Raw genomic sequence first — 19,479 nt, 5'->3', positions numbered from 1 at the left:
TGCGGCGCCCGACGGCGTCCGGCCTGTGTGCGCCGCCGTGGACCATATACTGGGAGGCGTGAATTCCGGGCAGGTCCACTCAGGGCTGATCATCGTGGACAAGCCTCAGGGCTGGACGAGTCATGACGTCGTCGGGCGCCTGCGCCGGCTCGCCGGAACCCGGAAGGTCGGTCACGCCGGCACCCTCGACCCGATGGCAACCGGCGTCCTGGTCATCGGGATCAATCGTGCCACGCGCCTGCTGACCTTCATCGTGGGCACGTCGAAGACCTACACCGCCACGATCCGGCTGGGACAGTCCACCATCACGGACGACGCCGAGGGCGAGGTCACGGGTGGGAGTATCGCGGCTGCCGTGACCGAACAGGACATCCGGGACGCCGTCAGCGCCCTCACCGGGGAGATCCAGCAGGTGCCCAGCAGCGTCAGCGCCATCAAGGTGAAGGGGGAGCGGTCCTACGCCCGGGTGCGGTCGGGCGAGGAGGTCGACCTGCCGGCCCGACCCGTGACGGTCCACCGGTTCGAGATCCATGCGATCCGACGGGTCAGCAGCGGGCGCCTGCAGGATCTCGACGTCACCGTCGAGTGCAGTTCCGGTACGTACATCCGTGCACTCGCGAGAGATCTCGGCGCGGCACTCGGTGTCGGTGGGCACCTCACGGCGCTCCGCCGGACGCAGGTGGGCCCGTATGGCATCGAGCAGGCGAGCACCCTCGAGGAGCTCGCGGAGGATCTCCGTCTCCTCCCGCTCGACGACGCGGGCCGTGCGCTCTTCCCGGTCCGCGAGCTCAGCGCCACCGAGGCCGCAGACGTCTCGCACGGCCGCCGGATCGACCCGAGTGAACCGGCGGACCAGCCCGTCGCAGCCTTCGCCCCCGACGGCACCCTCGTGGCGCTGCTCGAGAATCGCGGTGCAGCGGCGCGCACGCTCCTGGTCTTCGCGCCCGGCGGCAAGGAGTAGCCATGGACCCCTTCTTCCTCATCGGCACCCTGGTATGTGCCGTCTCCGCCCTGCTCTGCATCGGCGCCGCCCTCCTGCGCCAGCCTCCGAACGACATCACGATCCTCTCGGTCGCGGCCGTCGAGCTGTTCCTCCTCGTCTACGGCGTGGGTGCGGTCATCAGGCAACTGACGTTCGAGCCGGTCCTCGGGGAGGCCTGGGAGTTCTGGGGGTACCTCCTGACCGCGCTGTTCGTGCCGATCGGTGCCTTCTGGTGGTCGATCGTCGAGAAGACCCGCTGGAGCAACTTCGTGCTGGCCGCCGCCGGGCTGACAGTGTTCGTGATGCTCTTCCGGATGGAGCAGATCTGGGACGGGGTGGCCGGGCTATGACCGAAGCACGAGATGACCAGGGGGCCGGTGCCGTCCGTGCCGGCGCAGCAGCGACGGCGTCGAGCAGATCCTCCGGGCCCGGGCGGCTCCTGATCGCCGTCTACGGCGTCTTCGCCCTGGCCGCGACGGCGCGGGCCGGATACCAGATCGCCACGAAGTTCGGTGAGGCTCCCGTGGCCTATCTGCTGTCCGCCGTCGCCGCGGTCGTCTACATCGTGGCGACGGTGTCGCTGGCACGCCCGGGAGCCCGCGCCTACCGTGTGTCCGTGGTGGCGGTGGCGACCGAGCTGATCGGGGTCGTCACGGTGGGGCTCCTCAGCATCGTGGACGCACAGGCGTTCCCCAGCGAGACGGTCTGGTCAGCCTTCGGGCGGGGGTACGGCTTCGTCCCGCTCGTGCTTCCTGTGCTCGGACTGCTTTGGCTGCGTCGCACCAGACCCGGTAGCGCCTCCGCCTGAGCGGCCCCCGCCCGCCTGAGAAGAGCCGCGGCCCGCCCTGTCGCGTGAGATCATGACGCTGAAGCACTCACCAGCGTCCAGGGAGCACCATGACCAGCAACAGCCCCGAGCACGACCCCTCCGTCCAGGCCGGCCGAACCACACCGTCCGACCAGCGCAGCAGCCGCGACGGGGCCGGGCGACCGGCCGGGACGCCCGCCGAGTCCGGGGCAGGTCCGGTCCAGCCGGTGGCGTCCTCCGGTCCGGCTCCCCGGGGTTCGACGTCGGGGCCCTCCGCGTCGCGGTCCTCGTCCGGGAGGCCCTCCTCGTCCGGGACGTCGTCGGACGCAGCAACGCGCACCACGTCGGGGCCGGCGTCCAAGCGGACGGGGACGAAGGATGCGTCGGGGAAGGGGACCAAGCAGGGCAAGGGTTCCTCCGGGGGAGACTGGAACGTGTTCCGCACGGTCGTCGTCCTGGTGGGTCTGGTCATCGCCGGTTTCGGCGCGTACTACCTCATCCTCGGCACCGCAGGCCTGCCCGACACCGAGGGCACTCCCGTGAACCCGACGCTCGAAAACCAGTTCAGGTTCTTCTCCGCCATGATGGTCGGCGTCGGTGCCGCGTTCATCACGATCGCCATCAAGTTCCAGTGGGCGAACATGCTCTGGCTCGTCTGCCTCATGGTCTTCGTCGGGGGTATCGGCCGCGTTCTGTCCTGGGCCTTCTCGGGAACACCCAACTACATCCTGATCGTCCTCATGGTCGTCGAACTCGCGTTCCCGCCCGCGCTGCTGGTCTGGCACAAGTACATCGCCAAGACGAGCGAACTCCGCCAGGAGTTCGCAGACCGCGGCTAGCACGAACCGCATCCTCGCAGGACCGCGGCGGCCGTGGGGCAGGCACGCGGGGCAGCGGGGCGGCCCGGTCGGCAATAATGGGAGCGGTGCCCGACCCGCCCGGTCCGAGGACAGGGGACGGGCCGCGATCATGAAGGAGATGCGTGTTCTACTGGAGAGACCTGGACAGTGTGCCCGAGGACTTCGGGCCGTCCGTCCTGACCCTCGGCAACTTCGACGGCGTGCATCGCGGGCACCAGCGCGTGCTGCAGCAGGTCGTCGACGCGGCGAGGGAGCGCGCCGCCGCGGCCGTCGTCGTCTCCTTCGACCCCCACCCGGCGCAGGTCCATCGGCCCGATTCCGCCCCGGAGCTGATCATGGGCCTCGCCGACCGCGTGGAGACCCTCGCCGAGACCGGTATCGACGCCCTTCTGATGATGCGGTACACCCTCGATCTCGCGGCCAATTCGCCCGAGGAATTCGTCGAGCGCGTCTTCGTCCGAGCGCTGAAGGCGCGGGCGGTGGTGATCGGGCACGACGTGCGGTTCGGAGCCGGCAACAGCGGAGACCTCGACACGATGCGCGAGCTCGGCCGGAAACTCGGGTTCGACGTGATCGCGATCGACGATTTCGGCGCGAGCTACCCCATCGAGGCCACCGATGCCGACGGCGACCGACGCTGCTCGTCGACCTGGGTCCGGGAAGCACTCGAGAACGGCGACGTCGGGACGTCCGCGCGCGTCCTCGGCCGATACCACCGCATGCGCGGTGAAGTGGTGCACGGCGCCGCCCGCGGACGTGAGCTCGGCTACCCAACGGCGAATCTCGCGGCGTCGTCGCAGGGCTACATCCCCGCGGACGGGATCTACGCCGGCTGGCTCGTGGACGAGGCCGGCACCCGCTGGCCGGCCGCCATCTCCGTGGGGTCGAACCCGACCTTCGACGGTGTCGACCGACAGGTCGAGGCACACGTGATCAACAGGCCGCCGGAGCGTGTGCAGGACTTCGACCTCTACGGTCAGGCCGTCGTCGTCGAGTTCGTCGAGCGCCTTCGCGGCCAGGTGGCCTACACGGGGCCGGAGGCTCTCATCGAGCAGATGAAGCTGGACGTGGATCGCGCGCGCGGACTGCTTTCGACAGAACATCAGGCCAGACGCTAAACTCGAGGAAGATCCGGCTGCAGTCCGTGGTGGCTGGATTTTTCTGTGTCGTCGCGCAAGCGACGCTCAGCACCTGTTCACGGTACAACTCTAGGAGTTACTCGTGGCCCTTGACGCCGCCATCAAGCAGGGAATCATCAAGGAATACGCTCTGGCCGAAGGTGACACCGGTTCACCCGAGGTGCAGATCGCGATGCTTTCCCGTCGAATCCTCGACCTGACCGAGCACCTGAAGATGCACAAGCACGACCACCACACGCGTCGTGGCCTGCTTCTTCTCGTGGGTCGCCGCCGTCGCCTGCTGGACTACCTGCGGGACACCGACATCACGCGTTACCGGTCGCTCATCGAGCGCCTGGGTCTGCGTCGATAAGTAGCATCTGAAGGCGGCGTCCTCTCCACGGAGAGGGGCCGCCTTCTTCGCTCACGATCACCTCGGGCCCCTCCGTCAGGGCCCGGCTCCGGTTCGCCGGAGGATCGCGACGGGCGGGACGACGTCCCGCACAGCAGTACCGACGCCACCTGCGCGAGCAGGGGCGGGCAACGCACAGCAGGAGCCAACCGGCACCGCGCATTCGCGGTCCTCGGTAGTGGTCTCCGGAACGCCACGACGGCCGTTCCGTGGATCTCGATCGAAGACCGGGTGCTTGTGGTCCGTCCATGAGGGACGAGACCACGACGGGTGCCGATTGCCTCCGACACCCATACAGACACAGAAACGGAGGTGACTCTCTTGGAGGGTCCCGAAATTGAATTCGCCGAAGCAGTGATCGACAACGGTCGCTTCGGCACACGCACCGTCCGCTTCGAGACCGGGCGTCTCGCCCAGCAGGCCGCAGGGTCCGCCATGGTCTACATCGACGAGGACACCGCGCTGCTCTCGGCCACCACGGCCGGCAAGCACCCGCGCGAGGGCTTCGACTTCTTCCCCCTGACGGTGGACGTCGAAGAGCGCATGTACGCCGCGGGCCGCATCCCGGGCTCGTTCTTCCGCCGTGAGGGCCGCCCCTCGACGGAGGCCATCCTGGCCTGCCGCCTCATGGACCGTCCGCTGCGCCCGGCCTTCGTGAAGGGTCTCCGCAACGAGGTCCAGGTGGTCGTGACCATCCTCGCGATCAACCCCGACGTGCGCTACGACGTCGTCGCCATCAACGCGGCGTCGATGTCCACGCAGCTCTCCGGCCTTCCCTTCTCGGGTCCGATCGGTGGCGTGCGTGTCGCACTCGTCTCCGACGGCAGCGGCAACGACCAGTGGATCGCCTTCCCGAAGCACTCCGAGCTCGAGAACTCGGTCTTCGACATGGTGGTCGCGGGTCGCATCGCCGGTGACGACGTCGCGATCATGATGGTCGAGGCAGAGGCAACCGACAACTCGTGGAACCTCATCAAGGAGAACGGAGCCACCGCCCCGACCGAGGAGATCGTCGCCGACGGCCTCGAGGCGGCCAAGCCCTTCATCCGCGCCCTGTGCGAGGCGCAGGCCGACCTCGCGTCGCGCGCCGCAAAGCCCACCGTCGAGTTCCCCGTGTTCCTGGACTACCAGGACGACGTCTACTCGGCCATCGAGTCCGCAGGCTCCGACAAGCTCGCGCAGGTCTTCCAGATCGCCGACAAGCAGGAGCGCGAGAGCGCCTCCGACGCCCTGAAGGCCGAGCTCCTGGACACCCTGGGCAGCCAGTTCGAGGGACGCGAAAAGGAACTGTCCGCAGCCTTCCGCTCGCTGACCAAGGCCGTCGTGCGCCAGCGCATCCTCAAGGACCAGGTCCGCATCGACGGCCGTGGCCTCAGCGACATCCGCAAGCTGACCGCCGAGGTCGAGGTGCTGCCGCGTGTCCACGGATCGGCGATCTTCGAGCGCGGCGAGACCCAGATCATGGGCGTCACCACGCTGAACATGCTCAAGATGGAGCAGCAGATCGACTCGCTGTCGCCCGTCACGCGCAAGCGCTACATGCACAACTACAACTTCCCGCCCTACTCCACCGGTGAGACCGGCCGCGTCGGTTCGCCGAAGCGCCGCGAGATCGGTCACGGAGCACTGGCGGAGCGGGCCCTCGTGCCCGTCCTGCCGACCCGCGAGGAGTTCCCCTACGCGATCCGCCAGGTCTCCGAGGCACTGAGCTCCAACGGCTCGACCTCGATGGGTTCGGTCTGCGCCTCGACGCTCTCCCTGCTCAACGCGGGTGTCCCGCTCCGCGCCCCGGTCGCCGGTATCGCCATGGGTCTCGTCTCCGACGAGGTCGACGGCCAGACCCGCTACGCGGCGCTGACGGACATCCTCGGAGCCGAGGATGCGTTCGGTGACATGGACTTCAAGGTCGCCGGTACCTCCGAGTTCGTCACGGCCATCCAGCTGGACACGAAGCTCGACGGCATCCCGGCGTCGGTCCTGGCCGCAGCCCTGAAGCAGGCCCGCGAGGCCCGCCTGCACATCCTGGGCGTGCTCCAGGCCGCGATCGACACCCCGGACGAGCTCTCCGAGTTCGCGCCGCGGATCATCTCGGTCAAGATCCCCGTGGACAAGATCGGCGAGGTCATCGGCCCCAAGGGCAAGATGATCAACCAGATCCAGGAGGACACCGGAGCCGACATCTCGATCGAGGACGACGGAACCGTCCTCATCGGTGCGACGAACGGTGAGTCGGCCGAAGCCGCGCGTGCCGCGGTCAACGCCATCGCGAACCCGCAGGTCCCCGAGATCGGCGAGCGCTACCTGGGGACGGTCGTCAAGACCACCACCTTCGGCGCCTTCGTCTCGCTGACCCCGGGCAAGGACGGCCTGCTGCACATCTCCGAGCTGCGCAAGCTCGCCGGTGGCAAGCGCGTCGACAACGTCGACGAGGTCGTGTCCGTGGGCCAGAAGGTCCAGGTCGAGATCACCAAGGTCGACGACCGCGGAAAGCTGTCCCTCTCGCCCGTGGTGGCGGACGAGGCCGGCGACTCCGAGGACGCCGGTATCGAGCTGCCCGAGGTCGCAGAGGCCAACTAGTCTCGTGATCCGCTCATCCTGAGCGCGCCGCACGGCCCCGACGCCCGCCGATCGATTCGGTCGGTGTCGGGGCCGTCTGGCTTTCCCGAACCATCAGAAAGACCCGGATGTCCCTGTCCTCCGTAGTGTCCCTTCCCCTGCTGCCCACCCCCGGTGATGCGCAGGGCTCCGACCATACCTTCGTGTCCGGCGACCCGGGCGGGAACGTCGTGCGGCGCACCGTCCTGCCCGGCGGCGTCCGGGTCCTCACCGAGGCCATGCCCGGGCAGCGCTCGGCGACGATCGGTTTCTGGGTGGGGGTCGGCTCCCGCGACGAGGCCGACGGGCAGCACGGCAGCACCCACTTCCTCGAGCATCTGCTCTTCAAGGGCACGGAGCGCCGGAGCGCCATGGACATCGCCTCGGCCTTCGACGAGGTGGGAGGTGAGTCCAATGCGGCCACGGCGAAGGAGAACACGTGCTACTACGCCCGGGTGCTCGACTCCGACCTCCCCATGGCCATCGACGTGATCGCCGACATGGTCACCTCGGCGGTGCTCGATCCCGAGGAACTCGAGCAGGAGCGCGATGTCATCCTCGAGGAGATCGCGATGGACAGCGACGATCCCGGGGACGTGGCCCACGAGAAGTTCGTCGAGCTCGTCCTGGGCGACCATCCCCTCGGCCGCCCGATCGGGGGGACCCCCGAGGCGATCCGGGCGGTGCCGCGCGCCTCCGTCCTCGCTCACTACCGGCAGTACTACGTGCCGTCTGAGCTCGTGGTCACCGCCGCCGGGGGTCTCGACCACGACGTCGTGTGCCGGCTGGTGCAGGAGGCGCTCGAGACGGCGGGCTGGTTGCTCGACGAGGGCGCACTGCCGGTTGCTCGCCGCTCGACGGCCACCACGCCCGTCCACGGCGTGACGGGGACGCACGTCATCCGCCGCGCCGTCGAACAGTCGAACATCCTCATCGGCTGCCCGTCCCTGACGGCGACCGACGAGCGCCGCTTCGCGATGAGCGTCCTGAATGCGGTGCTCGGCGGCGGGATGTCCTCACGGTTGTTCCAGGAGGTCCGCGAGAAGCGCGGACTCGTGTACTCGACCTACTCCTTCTCGGCCGCCTACGCCGATGCCGGGTACTTCGGCATGTACGCCGGGTGCTCGCCGGCGAAGACCGGGCAGGTGATCGGACTGCTCGGTGCTGAGCTGGACCGGCTCGCCGCCGACGGGATCGACGCGGAGGAGCTCCGCAAGGCCGTGGGACAACTCTCCGGCGGCCTGGTGATGGCGCTCGAGGACAGCAGTTCCCGCATGTCCCGCCTCGGCCGGTCCGAACTCGTATCGGGGGAGTTCGTCGATATGGACGCCTCACTCGACCGCATCAGATCCGTCACCGCCGAGGACGTCCAGGCGCTGGCCCGCGAACTGGCGGCGGCTCCTCGGACGATCGTCGTCGTCGGCCCGTTCGACACCGAGGCCGATTTCTCGGGCTAGGGGAGTGCTCGGCGTGCGGGGCCGCACGGATGCTCCGGTGGGATAGCGCCTGACCAGGCGCTATCCGCCGGCGAACGGCGGCAGGATGTCGAGGACGTCGTCGGGCCGGAGGACCGTCGCACGGTCCCGCAGGGCCACCTCGTTGAGCAGGAAGCTGCTGCGATCGAGGACCTTCCCGAGCGACGGCGACCCGGGAGTGGCCGGCCTTCGGCGCAGGTCGGTCAGCAGGTCCGTCAACGGACGTCCGGCAGGCAGGCGTTCCTGGTCCACACCCGAGGCGGCCTTCGCCGCTCCGAAGTACCGCACGAGCAGCTCAGCCACCGATGGCGCTCATCGATCGATCGGGCTGCACGAAGTCGTCGGCGCCGAGCCCCGTGTGTCCCATGCCGTGTGCCTTGGGCTTCAGCCACATCGCGTCGCGCCAGCGCTGCGCGATCGCGTCGTCGTCCGCGCCGGCACGGAGGAGGTCCCTGAGGTCCGTCTCCTCGCGCGAGAACAGGCAGCTCATGACCTTGCCCTCGGCGGTGACGCGAGTGCGCCGGCAGTCGGCGCAGAACGGTTCGGTGACGGAGGCGATGATGCCCACCGTCCCGAGGACGACGTCGGGCGTCTCCTGCGCCCGGACCTCCCAGCGCTCGGCCGGGGCACCGTCACGATTGCGTGGATCGGGGGTGAGGACGAAGCGCCGCTCGACGAGAGCGCGCATCTCGGCCGCCGTCACCATGCCCTCCTTGGTCCAGCCGTGGTCCGCGTCGAGGGGCATCTGCTCGATGAACCGGAGCTCGAAGCCTCGCGCTACCGCCCATTCGACGAGATCCGGCGCCTCGTGGTCGTTGATGCCGCGCATGAGGACGGCGTTGATCTTGACCAGACCGAGCCCGGCCTCTGCCGCAGCCTCGATCCCCTTCAGGACGCGGTCGAGGAAGGGGCGCCGGGTGAGCTGCGCGAAGGTCTCCGGGTGGAGGGAGTCCATGGACACGTTGATCCGGGTGAGGCCCGCCTCCTTGAGCTGCGCTGCCCTGCGGTCGAGGCCCAGTGCGTTGGTGGTCATGGAGATGGGCAGCTCGGGGTGGTTCGTCCGGATGTCCCGGATGATGTCCAGGAGGTCGGCCCGCACGAGCGGCTCACCTCCGGTGAGCCGGAGTTCCCTGATCCCCAGGCTGTCGACGCCGATGCGCACCAACCGGACGATCTCGCTGCGGGAGAGGACCTGATCCTTCTGCAGCCAGTTCAGGCCCTCCGCGGGCATGCAGTAGGTGCAGCGCAGATTGCATTTGTCGGTCAGTGACAGGCGCATGTCCGTGGCTTGCCGGCCGTTGGTGTCCAGCAGCCCAGCGACGACCGCTGCAGGGGCAGCACTCGGCATGCCCAGGTGGATTCCCATGAGTCGAGGGTACGCCCTCCGCGGGCCCCGCCCCTACGGCCGGCCCGAGGACGGCCGGGGCTTCCGTCGTGGCCGTCGACGCTGTAGGCGGGGCCGGGCACAGGGACGGGCTGGGGCCGTGGAGGGAACCCCGCGGGCCGGGAGCGCGTGTAGGGAGGGTACTGCTCCGCCCGGCACCGTGCCGCAGGGGCCGGGAGGGAGGGCGACGATGATGCGACGGCGTGCATGGGCGGGAATCTCGGGCGGCCTCGCCGTCGGCCTGGGCGTGATCGGCGGCGAGCTCACCGCGGCCGCGCTGAGCCCGTCGGTGACACCCGTCTCCGCCGTCGGCTCCGCGGTGATCGACGGTCTGCCCCCGGGAGTCAAGGACTGGGCCATCTCGTGGTTCGGGACCGCGGACAAGGCGGTCCTCCTCGCCACGATCGCCGTCCTGATCGCGGGCCTCGCCCTTGCGGCGGGTGCGTTCGAGGACCGGCGGGCCTACACCGGCAGGGCCGTGATCCTCGGATTCGGAGCCCTGGGAGCCCTGGCCGTCGCCTCGCGGCCCCAGGCATCCCTCGTGTCCTTCGCGGCACCCGTCGTCGCGACACTGGTGGCCGTGCTCGTCCTCGATGCACTCATCCGCGCCCTTGCCAGGTGGGTCGGCGTCGCCGGCGAGGACCTGCCGGCGCGTTCCTCCCCGGCGCGACGCCGCTTCCTCCAGGGGGCGGGGGCAGCAGCGGCGGTGGCTGTGGCAACGGGCGGCGCAGCGACGGCGGTCCGGACGTCGCAGACAGCCGTCACTCGCCGGCGGTCCGCCATCACGCTGCCCGCCCCCACCGAATCGGGGGCACCACCGCCCCCCGAAGGCTCCTTCATCCCGGACGGGGCGGAGCTCGACGTCGACGGGATCAGTGATCTCGTGACGGCCTCCGGCGACTTCTACCGCATCGACACCGCCCTCGTGGTCCCCGTCGTCGATCCCGGGGACTGGACCCTCAGGGTGACGGGCCTCGTCGAGCGCGAGATCGAGATCACCTTCGACGAACTACTCGCCGAACCGCTGGTCGAGCGGTACGTGACCCTGGCCTGCGTCTCCAACACAGTGGGCGGGGGCCTCACCGGCAACGCCCGCTGGCTCGGGTGGCCCGTGCGCGACCTCCTCGCGCGGGCCGGCATCCGTCCCGGCGCCGACATGGTGCTGTCCACGAGCGTCGACGGGTTCACCGCCGGCACACCCCTGGAGGCGCTCACGGATGCACGGGACTCACTGATCGCGGTCGGGATGAACGGAGCCCCGCTGCCGGTCGAGCACGGCTTCCCGGTGCGGCTCGTGGTGCCCGGCCTATTCGGCTTCGTCTCCGCGACGAAATGGGTCAGCGAGCTCAAGGTCACGCGGTATGCGGACGATGCGGCGTACTGGTCCACGCGCGGCTGGTCCGAGCGCGGCCCCGTCAAGACGTCCTCCCGCGTGGATGTCCCACGATCGAACGCGCGGGTCCCCGCGGGCGGCGTCGTCGTCGCCGGTGTCGCCTGGGCCCAGCACCGGGGGGTGGCCGCCGTGGACGTGCGGGCCGACGGCGGTCCGTGGCAGCGGGCCACCCTCGCCACCGCGATCTCCGCCGACACCTGGTGCCAGTACAGCATCACCCTCGATCTTGCCGCCGGGCCGCACACCGTCCAGTGCCGGGCCGTGGACCGCGACGGTCAGGCACAGTCCGAGGCCACCGTCGCCCCCGCGCCTGACGGGTCCGAGGGGCTCCACACGGTAACGTTCACCGTGACCTAGACCATCAACGCCTCCGACGCCTGGCTGCGCGGCCCGCGACCCGTCGCACTGCTCGTGGCCCCGGCGGCAGGCGGATGACCGGCACTGCGGAGGGCAATGATGAGAAGAACAGTGGCCGAGCACCGCGCCGCCGTCGCAGGCCTCCTTCGCTGGAGCAGCGGGTACGGCGGCGGTACCGCCGAGACCGTACCCCTGCGCAGGGCGCTCGGCCGGGCCCTCGCCGCGGACGTCACCGCACCGGTCAGCCTGCCGCCCTTCGACAACTCCCAGATGGACGGCTACGCCGTCCACGGCGCCGATCTCGGCGGTGGACGGGCTCTGACGGTGGTCGATCCCATCCCCGCCGGTGCGGTGCCCGCGGCGCTGGCAGAGGGAACAGCGGCACCGATCATGACCGGTGCCATGCTGCCCGCCGGCGGCGCCGCCGTCGTACCCATCGAACAGGCAGTCCCGCCGCAGTTCTACTCCGCGGCCGATCTGGCCCGTACTGCCGAAGCCCCCGTGACCGTCGGCCTCCCGGCCACCGAGCACGGCAGGTTCGTGCGGCGGGCCGGCAGCGACATCGCCGCGGGGGAGGCAGCGCTCGTCGCAGGCACGATCCTCGGACCCGCGCAGCTCGGGCTGCTGGCGGCCTGCGGCGTCGGAACCGTCCCGGTGCGGCCCCGTTTCCGCGTTCTCCTGCTGTCCACGGGGGACGAGGTGGCCGAACCCGGGGCGCCGCTCGCGCCCGGGACGATCTACGACGCCAACACGACCCTCCTCGAGGCCGCCCTGGTCGAGGCCGGTGCCGACGTCGAGCGTCACCGGCTCCTCGGTGACGACCCCGCCGTCCTCCAACGCGCCTTCGCCGCCATCACCGCGGGCAGCACGAACCTCGTGCTCAGTACCGGAGGCATCAGCCAGGGCGCCTACGAGGTGGTCAAGCAGGCGCTGGCCGGCAGCAGTGTGGAGTTCTCCTCGGTCGCGCTGCAGCCGGGCGGACCGCAGGCGCACGGGACCATCTCGGGAATTCCCTTCCTCGGGTTTCCCGGCAATCCCGTGAGTGCCATCGTCTCCTTCGAGATGTTCCTGCGGCCGGCACTCCAGCAGCTGACCGGGGTGCCGGCGCCCCGCCCGGACCTCGACGCCGTCCTGCTGGAGGCCCTCGACAGTCCCGCAGCCAAGCACCAGGTGCGGCGCGGACTGTTCCGCGGCGGGAAGGTGACGCTGGTCGGCGGACCGGACTCGCATCTCCTGCACGCCCTCGCCGCCTCCAACTGCCTCGTCCACGTGCCCGTGGGCGTGACCGCCCTGCAGGCGGGGGACACCGTGACGGTCACCCTGATCGGTCCCGTCCCAGCCGACCCGTTCGCCGTCGAGGACGTCCTCGTCCTGGACGACACCGGCGCCCGCCGACCTGATTGAATGGAATCCGCAGAAAGGACCTCCTCGTGAGAACACCAGCAGTCCCGGTCGACGGTCCGCCGCAGGGCCCGGCCCCCGGCCTGTCCCACGTCAGGGCGGACGGCACCGCCCAGATGGTCGACGTCTCGGGCAAGCAGCCGACCGTCCGCGAGGCGGTCGCCGAATCCACCCTGGAGACCACGGCCGACGTCGTCGCGCTCATCGCCGAGGGTGCCCTGCCGAAGGGTGACGCCCTCGCCGTCGCGAGGGTGGCCGGCATCATGGCCGCCAAGCAGACCTCCACGCTCATCCCGCTGTGCCATCCCCTCCCGATCTCGAAGGTGACCGTCGATTTCGAGCCCCGGGGCGGTTCGGTGCGGGTGGTGGCGCTGGTCCGGACCACGGCCCTGACGGGCGTCGAGATGGAGGCCCTGACGGCCGCCTCCGTCGCCGCGCTCACCCTCTACGACATGATCAAGGCCGTGGACAAGCGGGCCGTGATCAACGGGACGCGTGTGATGTCCAAGTCCGGTGGCAAGAGTGGGGACTGGACCGCATGACACCCCTGCGCGCCGCAGCGGTCGTCATCGCCTCCACCAGGGCTGCCGCCGGGACCTACGAGGACGAATGCGGCCCTGCCATCGCCGCCTGGCTCTACGACCACGGATTCGCTGTCGCGGACGCCGTCATCGTGCCCGACGGCGACGCGGTGGGTGCGGCCATCGGCCGGGCCCTCGAAGCACGCCCCGCCGTGCTCATCACGAGCGGCGGGACGGGCCTCAGCCCCGACGACGCCACCCCCGAGCAGACCGCCCCATACCTCACGCGCAGCCTCCCGGGGATCGTCGAGGCCATCCGCAGCGCCGGCGCAGCCACCATCCCGACGGCCGTCCTCAGCCGCGGGCTCGCAGGAACGGCCGGGACGACCTTCGTCCTCAACCTGCCCGGCTCGCCCGGCGGGGTGCGCGACGGGCTCGCCGTCCTCTCACCGCTCATCCACCACATCTGTTCGCAACTGGAAGGCACCAATGACCACCGGTGAAGTCGTCCACGCAGCCGTCGCGGACGCCCCGATCACGCCCGAGGAGGCCCATGCCGGAGTCGACGCACCGCACTGCGGCGCCGTGGTCGGTTTCAGCGGCGTGGTGCGCAACCACGACGGCGGACGTGACGTCTCGTCCCTGAGCTATTCCGCGCACCCCAGCGCGGAGCGCATCATCCGTGAGGTGGCCGAGGAGATCGCCGCCCGCCACGACGGCATCCGGATCTGGGTGGCGCACCGCGTGGGTCCGCTCGCGATCGGCGACCAGGCCCTCGTCGCCGCCGTCGGGGCGGCGCACCGCGGCGAGGCCTTCCGGGCCTGCTCGGACCTCGTGGACCTCGTGAAGGAGCGCGTGCCCATCTGGAAGGAGCAGTTCTTCGCCGACGGCAGCGTGGAATGGGTGGGCGCCGGGGCGTGACAGTAGGCTGGAGGGCATGACCGAACTCCTCCCCGTGGCCGTCCTGGGTGCTCGCGGCCGCATGGGAGCCGAGGCCGTGCGGTCCATCGGCGCCGCGGCCGACCTCGATCTCGTCGCGGCCCTCGGCCGCAGCGATCCCCTCGACACGCTGGTGTCCGCCGGTGCGGCCGTCGTCGTCGACCTCACCGTTCCCGACGCGACGGCGGACAACGTCCGCTTCGCCGTCGAGCACGGCATGCACGCCGTGGTCGGCACCACGGGCTGGACGGTGGAGCGCCTCGCGGACCTCCGGTCCCTGCTGGGCAGCACGCCGTCGACCGGCGTTCTGATCGCCCCGAACTTCGCCCTCGGCTCCGTCCTCGCCACGGCCTTCGCCGCGACGGCGGCACGCTACTTCGAATCGGTGGAGATCATCGAACTGCATCACCCCGACAAGGTGGATGCCCCCTCCGGCACGGCCGCGAGGACTGCGCAGCTCATCGCCGCCGAGCGTTCGGCCGCGGGGGTGCCCGACGCGCCGGACGCCACCCGCGACCAGCTCGACGGGGCGAGGGGCGCACGCGTGGACGGCGTGCCCGTGCACTCGGTGCGGCTGCGGGGACTCACGGCACACCAGGAGGTACTCCTCGGCGGTCCCGGCGAGCAGCTGACCATCCGCCACGACTCCTTCGACCGTGCCTCCTTCATGCCGGGTGTCCTCCTCGGTATCCGCTCGGTGTCGCATCACCCGGGCCTGACCGTCGGCCTCGACGGCTATCTCGACCTGCAGGCGGGCCCGCGCCCGTGAACGTCGTCGACTTCTACCGGACCCACCGGGTCAAGCTCGGCGTACTGCTGGTGACCACCCTGCTCGTCTTCTGGCTCGTGGTCGCCTTCCAGCGGAGCTTCCTGCTGCTCGGCGATCCCGAGCCCGTCGCCAAGGCCATCGGCGCCGGCTACCTCCTGCTGCCGTGCATCGGTGCCTGGGCGCTCATCCGCGAACTGTTCTTCGGCGCACAGACCCAGCGGATGGCACGGCAGCTCGACAGCGAGGGCGGACTGCCCGTCGACGATCTTCCGCGGACGCCCGCCGGTCGCATTGTCCGCTCTGCCGCCGACCAGGCCTTCCCCGCCTACCAGGCCGCGGTGGAAGCCGACCCGGACAATTGGCGCAGCTGGTTCAGGCTCTCCTGCGCGTACGACGCGGCCGGGGACCGCAAGCGTGCCCGACGTGCCATGCGTGACGCCGCCGCGCTCCACAAGCGGGGCGCGGGCGACACCACCGGAGGCTGAGCCGCCGCGCGGGGGTCCACGAGGTCAGCGTCTCGCGTCCGCCCGACCCTCGCGCGCCGCGTTGGCGGCCCCTGAGGTCAGGAGTTCCAGCGGACCCCGGGACCGGAACCGCTGGAAGAGGATCCCGATGGCCACCGCGGCGATCACCTGCAGCCAGAGGAGCTGGACGGGGTCGGGCAGCGGGACCAGCTGGTCGGCCCAGCTCATCACACAGACGTGCAGGCTGTAGAGCGTCAGCGTCATGGCGCCCGGCGCGGAGAGCGGCAGGAGAGCCTGCGGGTAGTGCCTCGTGAGGACGAGGCACAGGGCGATCACGGCGCCGGCGCACCCGGAGACGTGCACGAGGTCCAGCGTCGAGCCGGAGTGGGGCGCGCTGACCGCGAGCCACCACCACGAGCCGGACTGGTCGACACCCGCGAGTCCGACATCGAGCATCGCCTCCAGCGGATACCTCGCACCGTCGGGTGTCCGGAGGATCGCCGCCAGGCCCCCGCCGGGGCCGAGCAGCCAGGCGCTGAGCAGCCTGGCGCCGACCGCGGCGACGAGCCCGGCGCCGAGGAGGCCGAGCTGCACCGGCAGCCGTCGGAGATCGAGCCGCCCGATGGCCAGGCCCACCAGGATGAACCCGAGCCACTGCAGCACGGGATAATAGCCGGTGAGGAAGACATCCGCGGCGAGCGTCTGCGGGACGAGGAAGTGCTCGAAGATCGGGTTCGCGCCCAGGCTCGCGGGTTCGACGGCGGACGCGACGACAGGCCTCAGGAGGTAGGCCGCGGCGGGCGCCAGCACGAGCCAGCCCGCAGCCCACGCGGCCAGGGACCGCAGGCGGAGGCCCACGAACGGGAGAGCGACCAGGAAGAGCACGCCGTAGTGGAAGAGGATGATCGCGATGTTCGTCTCGACGCCGCCGAGGACCAGGCCGATCAGGGCGATGATCACCGCCCGGACGGCGATCCCCGAGCGGTCGGCGGACAGTGTGGCGTCCCGGTGGGGGGACCTGCCGCCGGTCAGCAGAGCCAGGCCGATACCGGCGACGACGGCGAAGAGGCCCGATGCGCGACCGGAGAAGAGCAGGGCCGTCCAGGAGGCATCGGAGGTGCCGGCGACGTAGAGCGGGAGGACGTGGGTGCTCATCATGCCGAAGAGCGCCACACCGCGGGCGGCATCGATCCCGGTCAACCGCCGGGCGGCGGGCTTCGTCTGCATCCAGCCATGGTCCCACAGGCATCCGGGCACTCCCGGGCGGACCCGGCAGGGCTGCAGGGCGGTGACTGCCCGTCCCCCCGGCAGCCGCCCGAGCGGGTAACGTTTTGTCCATGGCTGACACCCCCTCCCGCTCCCTTCCGTTCGGCACCCTCGTGGCCGCGATGGTCACGCCCTTCACCGCCGACGGCGCCGTCGACTTCGAGGCCACCGCAGCCCTCGCTGCCAGGCTAGTGGACGACGGCTGCGACGGGCTGGTGGTCTCGGGCACCACGGGGGAGACCTCGACGCTGGAGGACTCCGAGAAGGAGGACCTGTACCGCGTGGTGGCGGAGACCGTCGGGGACCGCGCCCGGGTGATCGCCGGTACCGGGACCAATCACACCTCGCACTCGATCGAGATGGCCCGGCGGGCCGAACGCGCGGGCGCCCACGCGCAACTCGTCGTGACGCCGTACTACAACAAGCCCACGCAGTCGGGTGTCCTGGCGCACTTCGACGCGGTCGCCGACGCGAGCGACCTGCCGATCATGATCTACGACATCCCGGGACGTTCCGGCATCCCCATCGCCACGGAGACCATGCTGCGCCTCGCGGAGAACCCGAAGATCGTCGCGCTGAAGGACGCGAAGGCCGATTTCGCCGCCGTCACCCGGGTCCTCGCGTCCACCGACCTCGACGTCTACTCGGGCGACGACGGTCTCACGCTGCCGTGGATGGCGGCGGGAGCCGTCGGCGTCGTCAGCGTCAGCGCCCACGTCGCGACCGCGGCCTTCCGCGCGCTCGTCGATGCCGCGGCCGCAGGGGACTTCGCCGAGGCGCGCCGCATCCACTTCCAGCTCGACCCCGTCATCCGCGCCGTGATGACCCACATCCCCGGTGCCGTCTCCGCCAAGCACATCCTGCACCTGCAGGGAGTCCTGCCGAACGACGTCGTGCGGCTGCCGCTCGTCGGAGCCGACGAGCACGAGATCGCCGCGCTCCGCGCGGATCTCGCCGAGGCGGGGTGGGAGCTTCCCCCCGTCGGTACGCGCAGTAGCACGGGCGCATGAGCGACACCGCCGGTGTCGGGCCCGCGCTGCGCACCCTGCCGCCGGCCCTCGAACCGGGCACCCTGCGCGTGGTCCCGCTCGGTGGGCTGGGGGAGATCGGCCGCAACATGGCGGTCTTCGAGATCGGCGGCAAACTCCTGATCGTCGACTGCGGTATCCTGTTCCCCGAGGAGACCCAGCCCGGCGTCGACCTGATCCTGCCCGATTTCTCCTACCTCGAGGACAGGCTCGACGACGTCGTCGGGCTGGTCCTGACGCATGGCCATGAGGACCACATCGGCGCGGTGCCGTACCTGCTGCGCCTCAAGGCCGACATCCCGGTCATCGGCTCGCAACTGACCCTTGCGCTCGTCGAGGCGAAGCTGCAGGAGCACCGCATCCGCCCCTATACCCTCACCGTGTCCGAAGGGCAGATCGAGCAGTTCGGCCCCTTCGAGTGCGAGTTCGTCGCCGTCAACCACTCGATCCCGGACGCCCTCGCGGTGTTCATCCGCACCGAGGCCGGCAACGTCCTGCACACTGGTGACTTCAAGATGGACCAGCTGCCGCTCGACGGCCGCATCACCGACCTGCGCGCCTTCGCCCGCCTCGGCGAGGAGGGGGTGGACCTGTTCATGGTCGATTCCACCAATGCGGACGTGCCCGGCTTCACGACCGCGGAACGCGAGATCGGGCCGGTGCTCGAGGCCCTCTTCGGCCAGGTCCGCAAGCGCATCATCGTCGCCTCCTTCTCCTCGCACGTGCACCGCGTGCAGCAGGTGCTCGACGCCGCGCACGCCCACGGGCGGCTCGTCTGCTTCGCCGGCCGGTCCATGGTCCGCAACATGGCCATCGCCGCGAAGCTCGGCTACCTCAAGGTGCCGGACGGCATCCTCGTGGACATCAAGAACGTCGACGACCTCCCTGACGACCGCGTGGTCCTCATGTCCACGGGCTCCCAGGGCGAGCCCATGGCCGCGCTCTCGCGGATGGCCAACGGAGACCACCGCATCACCGTCGGCAAGGGTGACACGGTGATCCTCGCGTCCTCACTCATCCCCGGGAACGAGAACGCCGTATACCGCGTCATCAACGGCCTGCTGAAGCTCGGCGCCGACGTCGTCCACAAGGGCAACGCCAAGGTGCACGTCTCCGGCCATGCCTCGGCGGGGGAGCTGCTCTACTGCTACAACATCCTCCGGCCGAAGAACGTCATGCCCGTGCACGGCGAGACACGTCACCTGATCGCGAACGGGAAGCTCGCCCAGCAGACCGGCGTCCCGGCCGCGAACGTGCTCCTGGCAGACGACGGCTCCGTGATCGATCTCGTGGACGGCCGGGCGCGCGTGGTCGGGGCCGTCGAATGCGGGTTCGTCTACGTGGACGGTTCCAGCGTCGGCGAGATCACCGACGCCGATCTCAAGGACCGCCGGATCCTCGGAGAGGAAGGCTTCATCTCCATCATCACCGTCGTGAACCGCACCACCGGGAAGATCGTCTCCGGTCCGGACATCCACGCGCGCGGGTTCGCCGAGGACGACTCCGTGTTCGACGAGATCACGCCGACGATCAACGCGGCCCTCGAAGAGGCGGTGATGAACAACAAGGACCACACCACCTACCAACTGCAGCAGGTGGTCCGACGCATCGTCGGGACCTGGGTGAACCGGCGGTACCGCCGCCGGCCGATGATCATCCCCGTGGTCCTCGAAGCCTGACCCCGGTCGGCGGGGCCGCTCGGTCCCG

Annotated in this window: 20 protein-coding genes; 17 read left to right on the top strand and 3 right to left on the bottom strand. The window is 70.3% G+C overall.

What is annotated here, in order from left to right:
- Positions 1 to 58: 58 nt before the first annotated feature.
- From truB to FJV46_RS00325, 8 genes are all read left to right on the top strand, one after another.
- Positions 59 to 961, top strand: coding sequence for a tRNA pseudouridine(55) synthase TruB (gene truB, locus FJV46_RS00360; protein WP_104150531.1), 903 nt, complete (start codon positions 59 to 61; stop codon positions 959 to 961).
- Positions 962 to 963: 2 nt separating this feature from the next.
- Complete coding sequence (locus FJV46_RS00355) at positions 964 to 1,332, top strand: hypothetical protein (RefSeq protein WP_087030589.1); 369 nt, start codon at positions 964 to 966, stop codon at positions 1,330 to 1,332.
- Entirely contained in the window at positions 1,329 to 1,790 is a 462-nt protein-coding gene (locus tag FJV46_RS00350) for a hypothetical protein (RefSeq protein WP_087030586.1), read from the top strand. Before FJV46_RS00355 ends, FJV46_RS00350 begins: the two co-directional genes overlap by 4 nt.
- 89 nt (positions 1,791 to 1,879) lie before the next feature.
- On the top strand, positions 1,880 to 2,629 hold the full coding sequence (locus FJV46_RS00345; protein WP_087030583.1) for a DUF4345 domain-containing protein: 750 nt from the start codon (positions 1,880 to 1,882) through the stop codon (positions 2,627 to 2,629).
- Between the two features lie 143 nt (positions 2,630 to 2,772).
- Positions 2,773 to 3,768 (top strand): bifunctional riboflavin kinase/FAD synthetase, encoded by a 996-nt coding sequence (locus tag FJV46_RS00340; protein ID WP_087030580.1) that lies wholly within the window; start codon positions 2,773 to 2,775, stop codon positions 3,766 to 3,768.
- Positions 3,769 to 3,871: 103 nt separating this feature from the next.
- On the top strand, positions 3,872 to 4,141 hold the full coding sequence (gene rpsO / locus FJV46_RS00335) for a 30S ribosomal protein S15 (protein ID WP_087030577.1): 270 nt from the start codon (positions 3,872 to 3,874) through the stop codon (positions 4,139 to 4,141).
- Between the two features lie 360 nt (positions 4,142 to 4,501).
- A complete protein-coding gene (locus FJV46_RS00330; protein ID WP_087030574.1) occupies positions 4,502 to 6,757 on the top strand; it encodes a polyribonucleotide nucleotidyltransferase in 2,256 nt (751 codons plus the stop codon).
- Positions 6,758 to 6,864: 107 nt separating this feature from the next.
- A complete protein-coding gene (locus tag FJV46_RS00325; RefSeq protein ID WP_087030571.1) occupies positions 6,865 to 8,232 on the top strand; it encodes a M16 family metallopeptidase in 1,368 nt (455 codons plus the stop codon).
- A 60-nt stretch (positions 8,233 to 8,292) separates the two neighbouring features.
- On the opposite strand, the gene FJV46_RS00320 is transcribed toward FJV46_RS00325, so the two are convergent.
- Together FJV46_RS00320 and moaA are read right to left on the bottom strand one after the other, a co-directional pair.
- Positions 8,293 to 8,544 carry a MoaD/ThiS family protein gene (locus FJV46_RS00320; protein WP_087031825.1) on the bottom strand — a complete coding sequence of 84 codons (252 nt, stop codon included), beginning with the start codon at positions 8,542 to 8,544 and terminating at the stop codon, positions 8,293 to 8,295.
- Position 8,545: 1 nt separating this feature from the next.
- On the bottom strand, positions 8,546 to 9,616 hold the full coding sequence (gene moaA, locus FJV46_RS00315; protein ID WP_087030568.1) for a GTP 3',8-cyclase MoaA: 1,071 nt from the start codon (positions 9,614 to 9,616) through the stop codon (positions 8,546 to 8,548).
- A 211-nt stretch (positions 9,617 to 9,827) separates the two neighbouring features.
- On the opposite strand from moaA, the gene FJV46_RS00310 reads away from it, so the two are divergent.
- The 7 genes from FJV46_RS00310 to FJV46_RS00280 all read left to right on the top strand — a co-directional run bounded on the left by FJV46_RS00310 (position 9,828) and on the right by FJV46_RS00280 (position 15,499).
- Positions 9,828 to 11,384: a molybdopterin-dependent oxidoreductase gene (locus FJV46_RS00310; protein WP_087031822.1), complete on the top strand. Its 1,557-nt coding sequence runs from the start codon at positions 9,828 to 9,830 to the stop codon at positions 11,382 to 11,384.
- 99 nt (positions 11,385 to 11,483) lie between these two features.
- Complete coding sequence (locus tag FJV46_RS00305) at positions 11,484 to 12,788, top strand: molybdopterin molybdotransferase MoeA (protein ID WP_087031819.1); 1,305 nt, start codon at positions 11,484 to 11,486, stop codon at positions 12,786 to 12,788.
- A 113-nt stretch (positions 12,789 to 12,901) separates the two neighbouring features.
- Entirely contained in the window at positions 12,902 to 13,327 is a 426-nt protein-coding gene (moaC, locus tag FJV46_RS00300) for a cyclic pyranopterin monophosphate synthase MoaC (RefSeq protein ID WP_087031816.1), read from the top strand.
- Positions 13,324 to 13,809 carry a MogA/MoaB family molybdenum cofactor biosynthesis protein gene (locus FJV46_RS00295; protein ID WP_087030565.1) on the top strand — a complete coding sequence of 162 codons (486 nt, stop codon included), beginning with the start codon at positions 13,324 to 13,326 and terminating at the stop codon, positions 13,807 to 13,809. The genes moaC and FJV46_RS00295 overlap by 4 nt, the downstream gene beginning before the upstream one ends.
- Complete coding sequence (locus FJV46_RS00290; RefSeq protein WP_087030562.1) at positions 13,796 to 14,227, top strand: molybdenum cofactor biosynthesis protein MoaE; 432 nt, start codon at positions 13,796 to 13,798, stop codon at positions 14,225 to 14,227. Before FJV46_RS00295 ends, FJV46_RS00290 begins: the two co-directional genes overlap by 14 nt.
- Before the next feature lie 16 nt (positions 14,228 to 14,243).
- Complete coding sequence (gene dapB / locus FJV46_RS00285) at positions 14,244 to 15,014, top strand: 4-hydroxy-tetrahydrodipicolinate reductase (RefSeq protein ID WP_087030559.1); 771 nt, start codon at positions 14,244 to 14,246, stop codon at positions 15,012 to 15,014.
- Positions 15,011 to 15,499, top strand: a complete 489-nt coding sequence (locus tag FJV46_RS00280; protein WP_087030556.1) for a tetratricopeptide repeat protein — start codon at positions 15,011 to 15,013, stop codon at positions 15,497 to 15,499. The genes dapB and FJV46_RS00280 overlap by 4 nt, the downstream gene beginning before the upstream one ends.
- 24 nt (positions 15,500 to 15,523) lie before the next feature.
- Here FJV46_RS00280 and FJV46_RS00275 read toward each other — a convergent pair whose 3' ends face one another.
- The gene (locus tag FJV46_RS00275) at positions 15,524 to 16,705 is read right to left on the bottom strand and encodes a heparan-alpha-glucosaminide N-acetyltransferase domain-containing protein (RefSeq protein WP_087030554.1); all 1,182 of its coding nucleotides are present in this window, start codon (positions 16,703 to 16,705) and stop codon (positions 15,524 to 15,526) included.
- 110 nt (positions 16,706 to 16,815) lie between these two features.
- On the opposite strand from FJV46_RS00275, the gene dapA reads away from it, so the two are divergent.
- On the top strand, positions 16,816 to 17,754 hold the full coding sequence (dapA, locus tag FJV46_RS00270) for a 4-hydroxy-tetrahydrodipicolinate synthase (RefSeq protein WP_087030551.1): 939 nt from the start codon (positions 16,816 to 16,818) through the stop codon (positions 17,752 to 17,754).
- Positions 17,751 to 19,451 (top strand): ribonuclease J, encoded by a 1,701-nt coding sequence (locus FJV46_RS00265; RefSeq protein ID WP_087030548.1) that lies wholly within the window; start codon positions 17,751 to 17,753, stop codon positions 19,449 to 19,451. Before dapA ends, FJV46_RS00265 begins: the two co-directional genes overlap by 4 nt.
- Positions 19,452 to 19,479: the final 28 nt, after the last annotated feature.

The organism is Arthrobacter agilis, from assembly GCF_006494655.1.
GTDB lineage: Bacteria > Actinomycetota > Actinomycetes > Actinomycetales > Micrococcaceae > Arthrobacter_D > Arthrobacter_D agilis.
The sequence above is the reverse complement of the archived record's forward strand: the minus strand, read 5'-3'. Positions and strand labels throughout refer to the sequence as shown.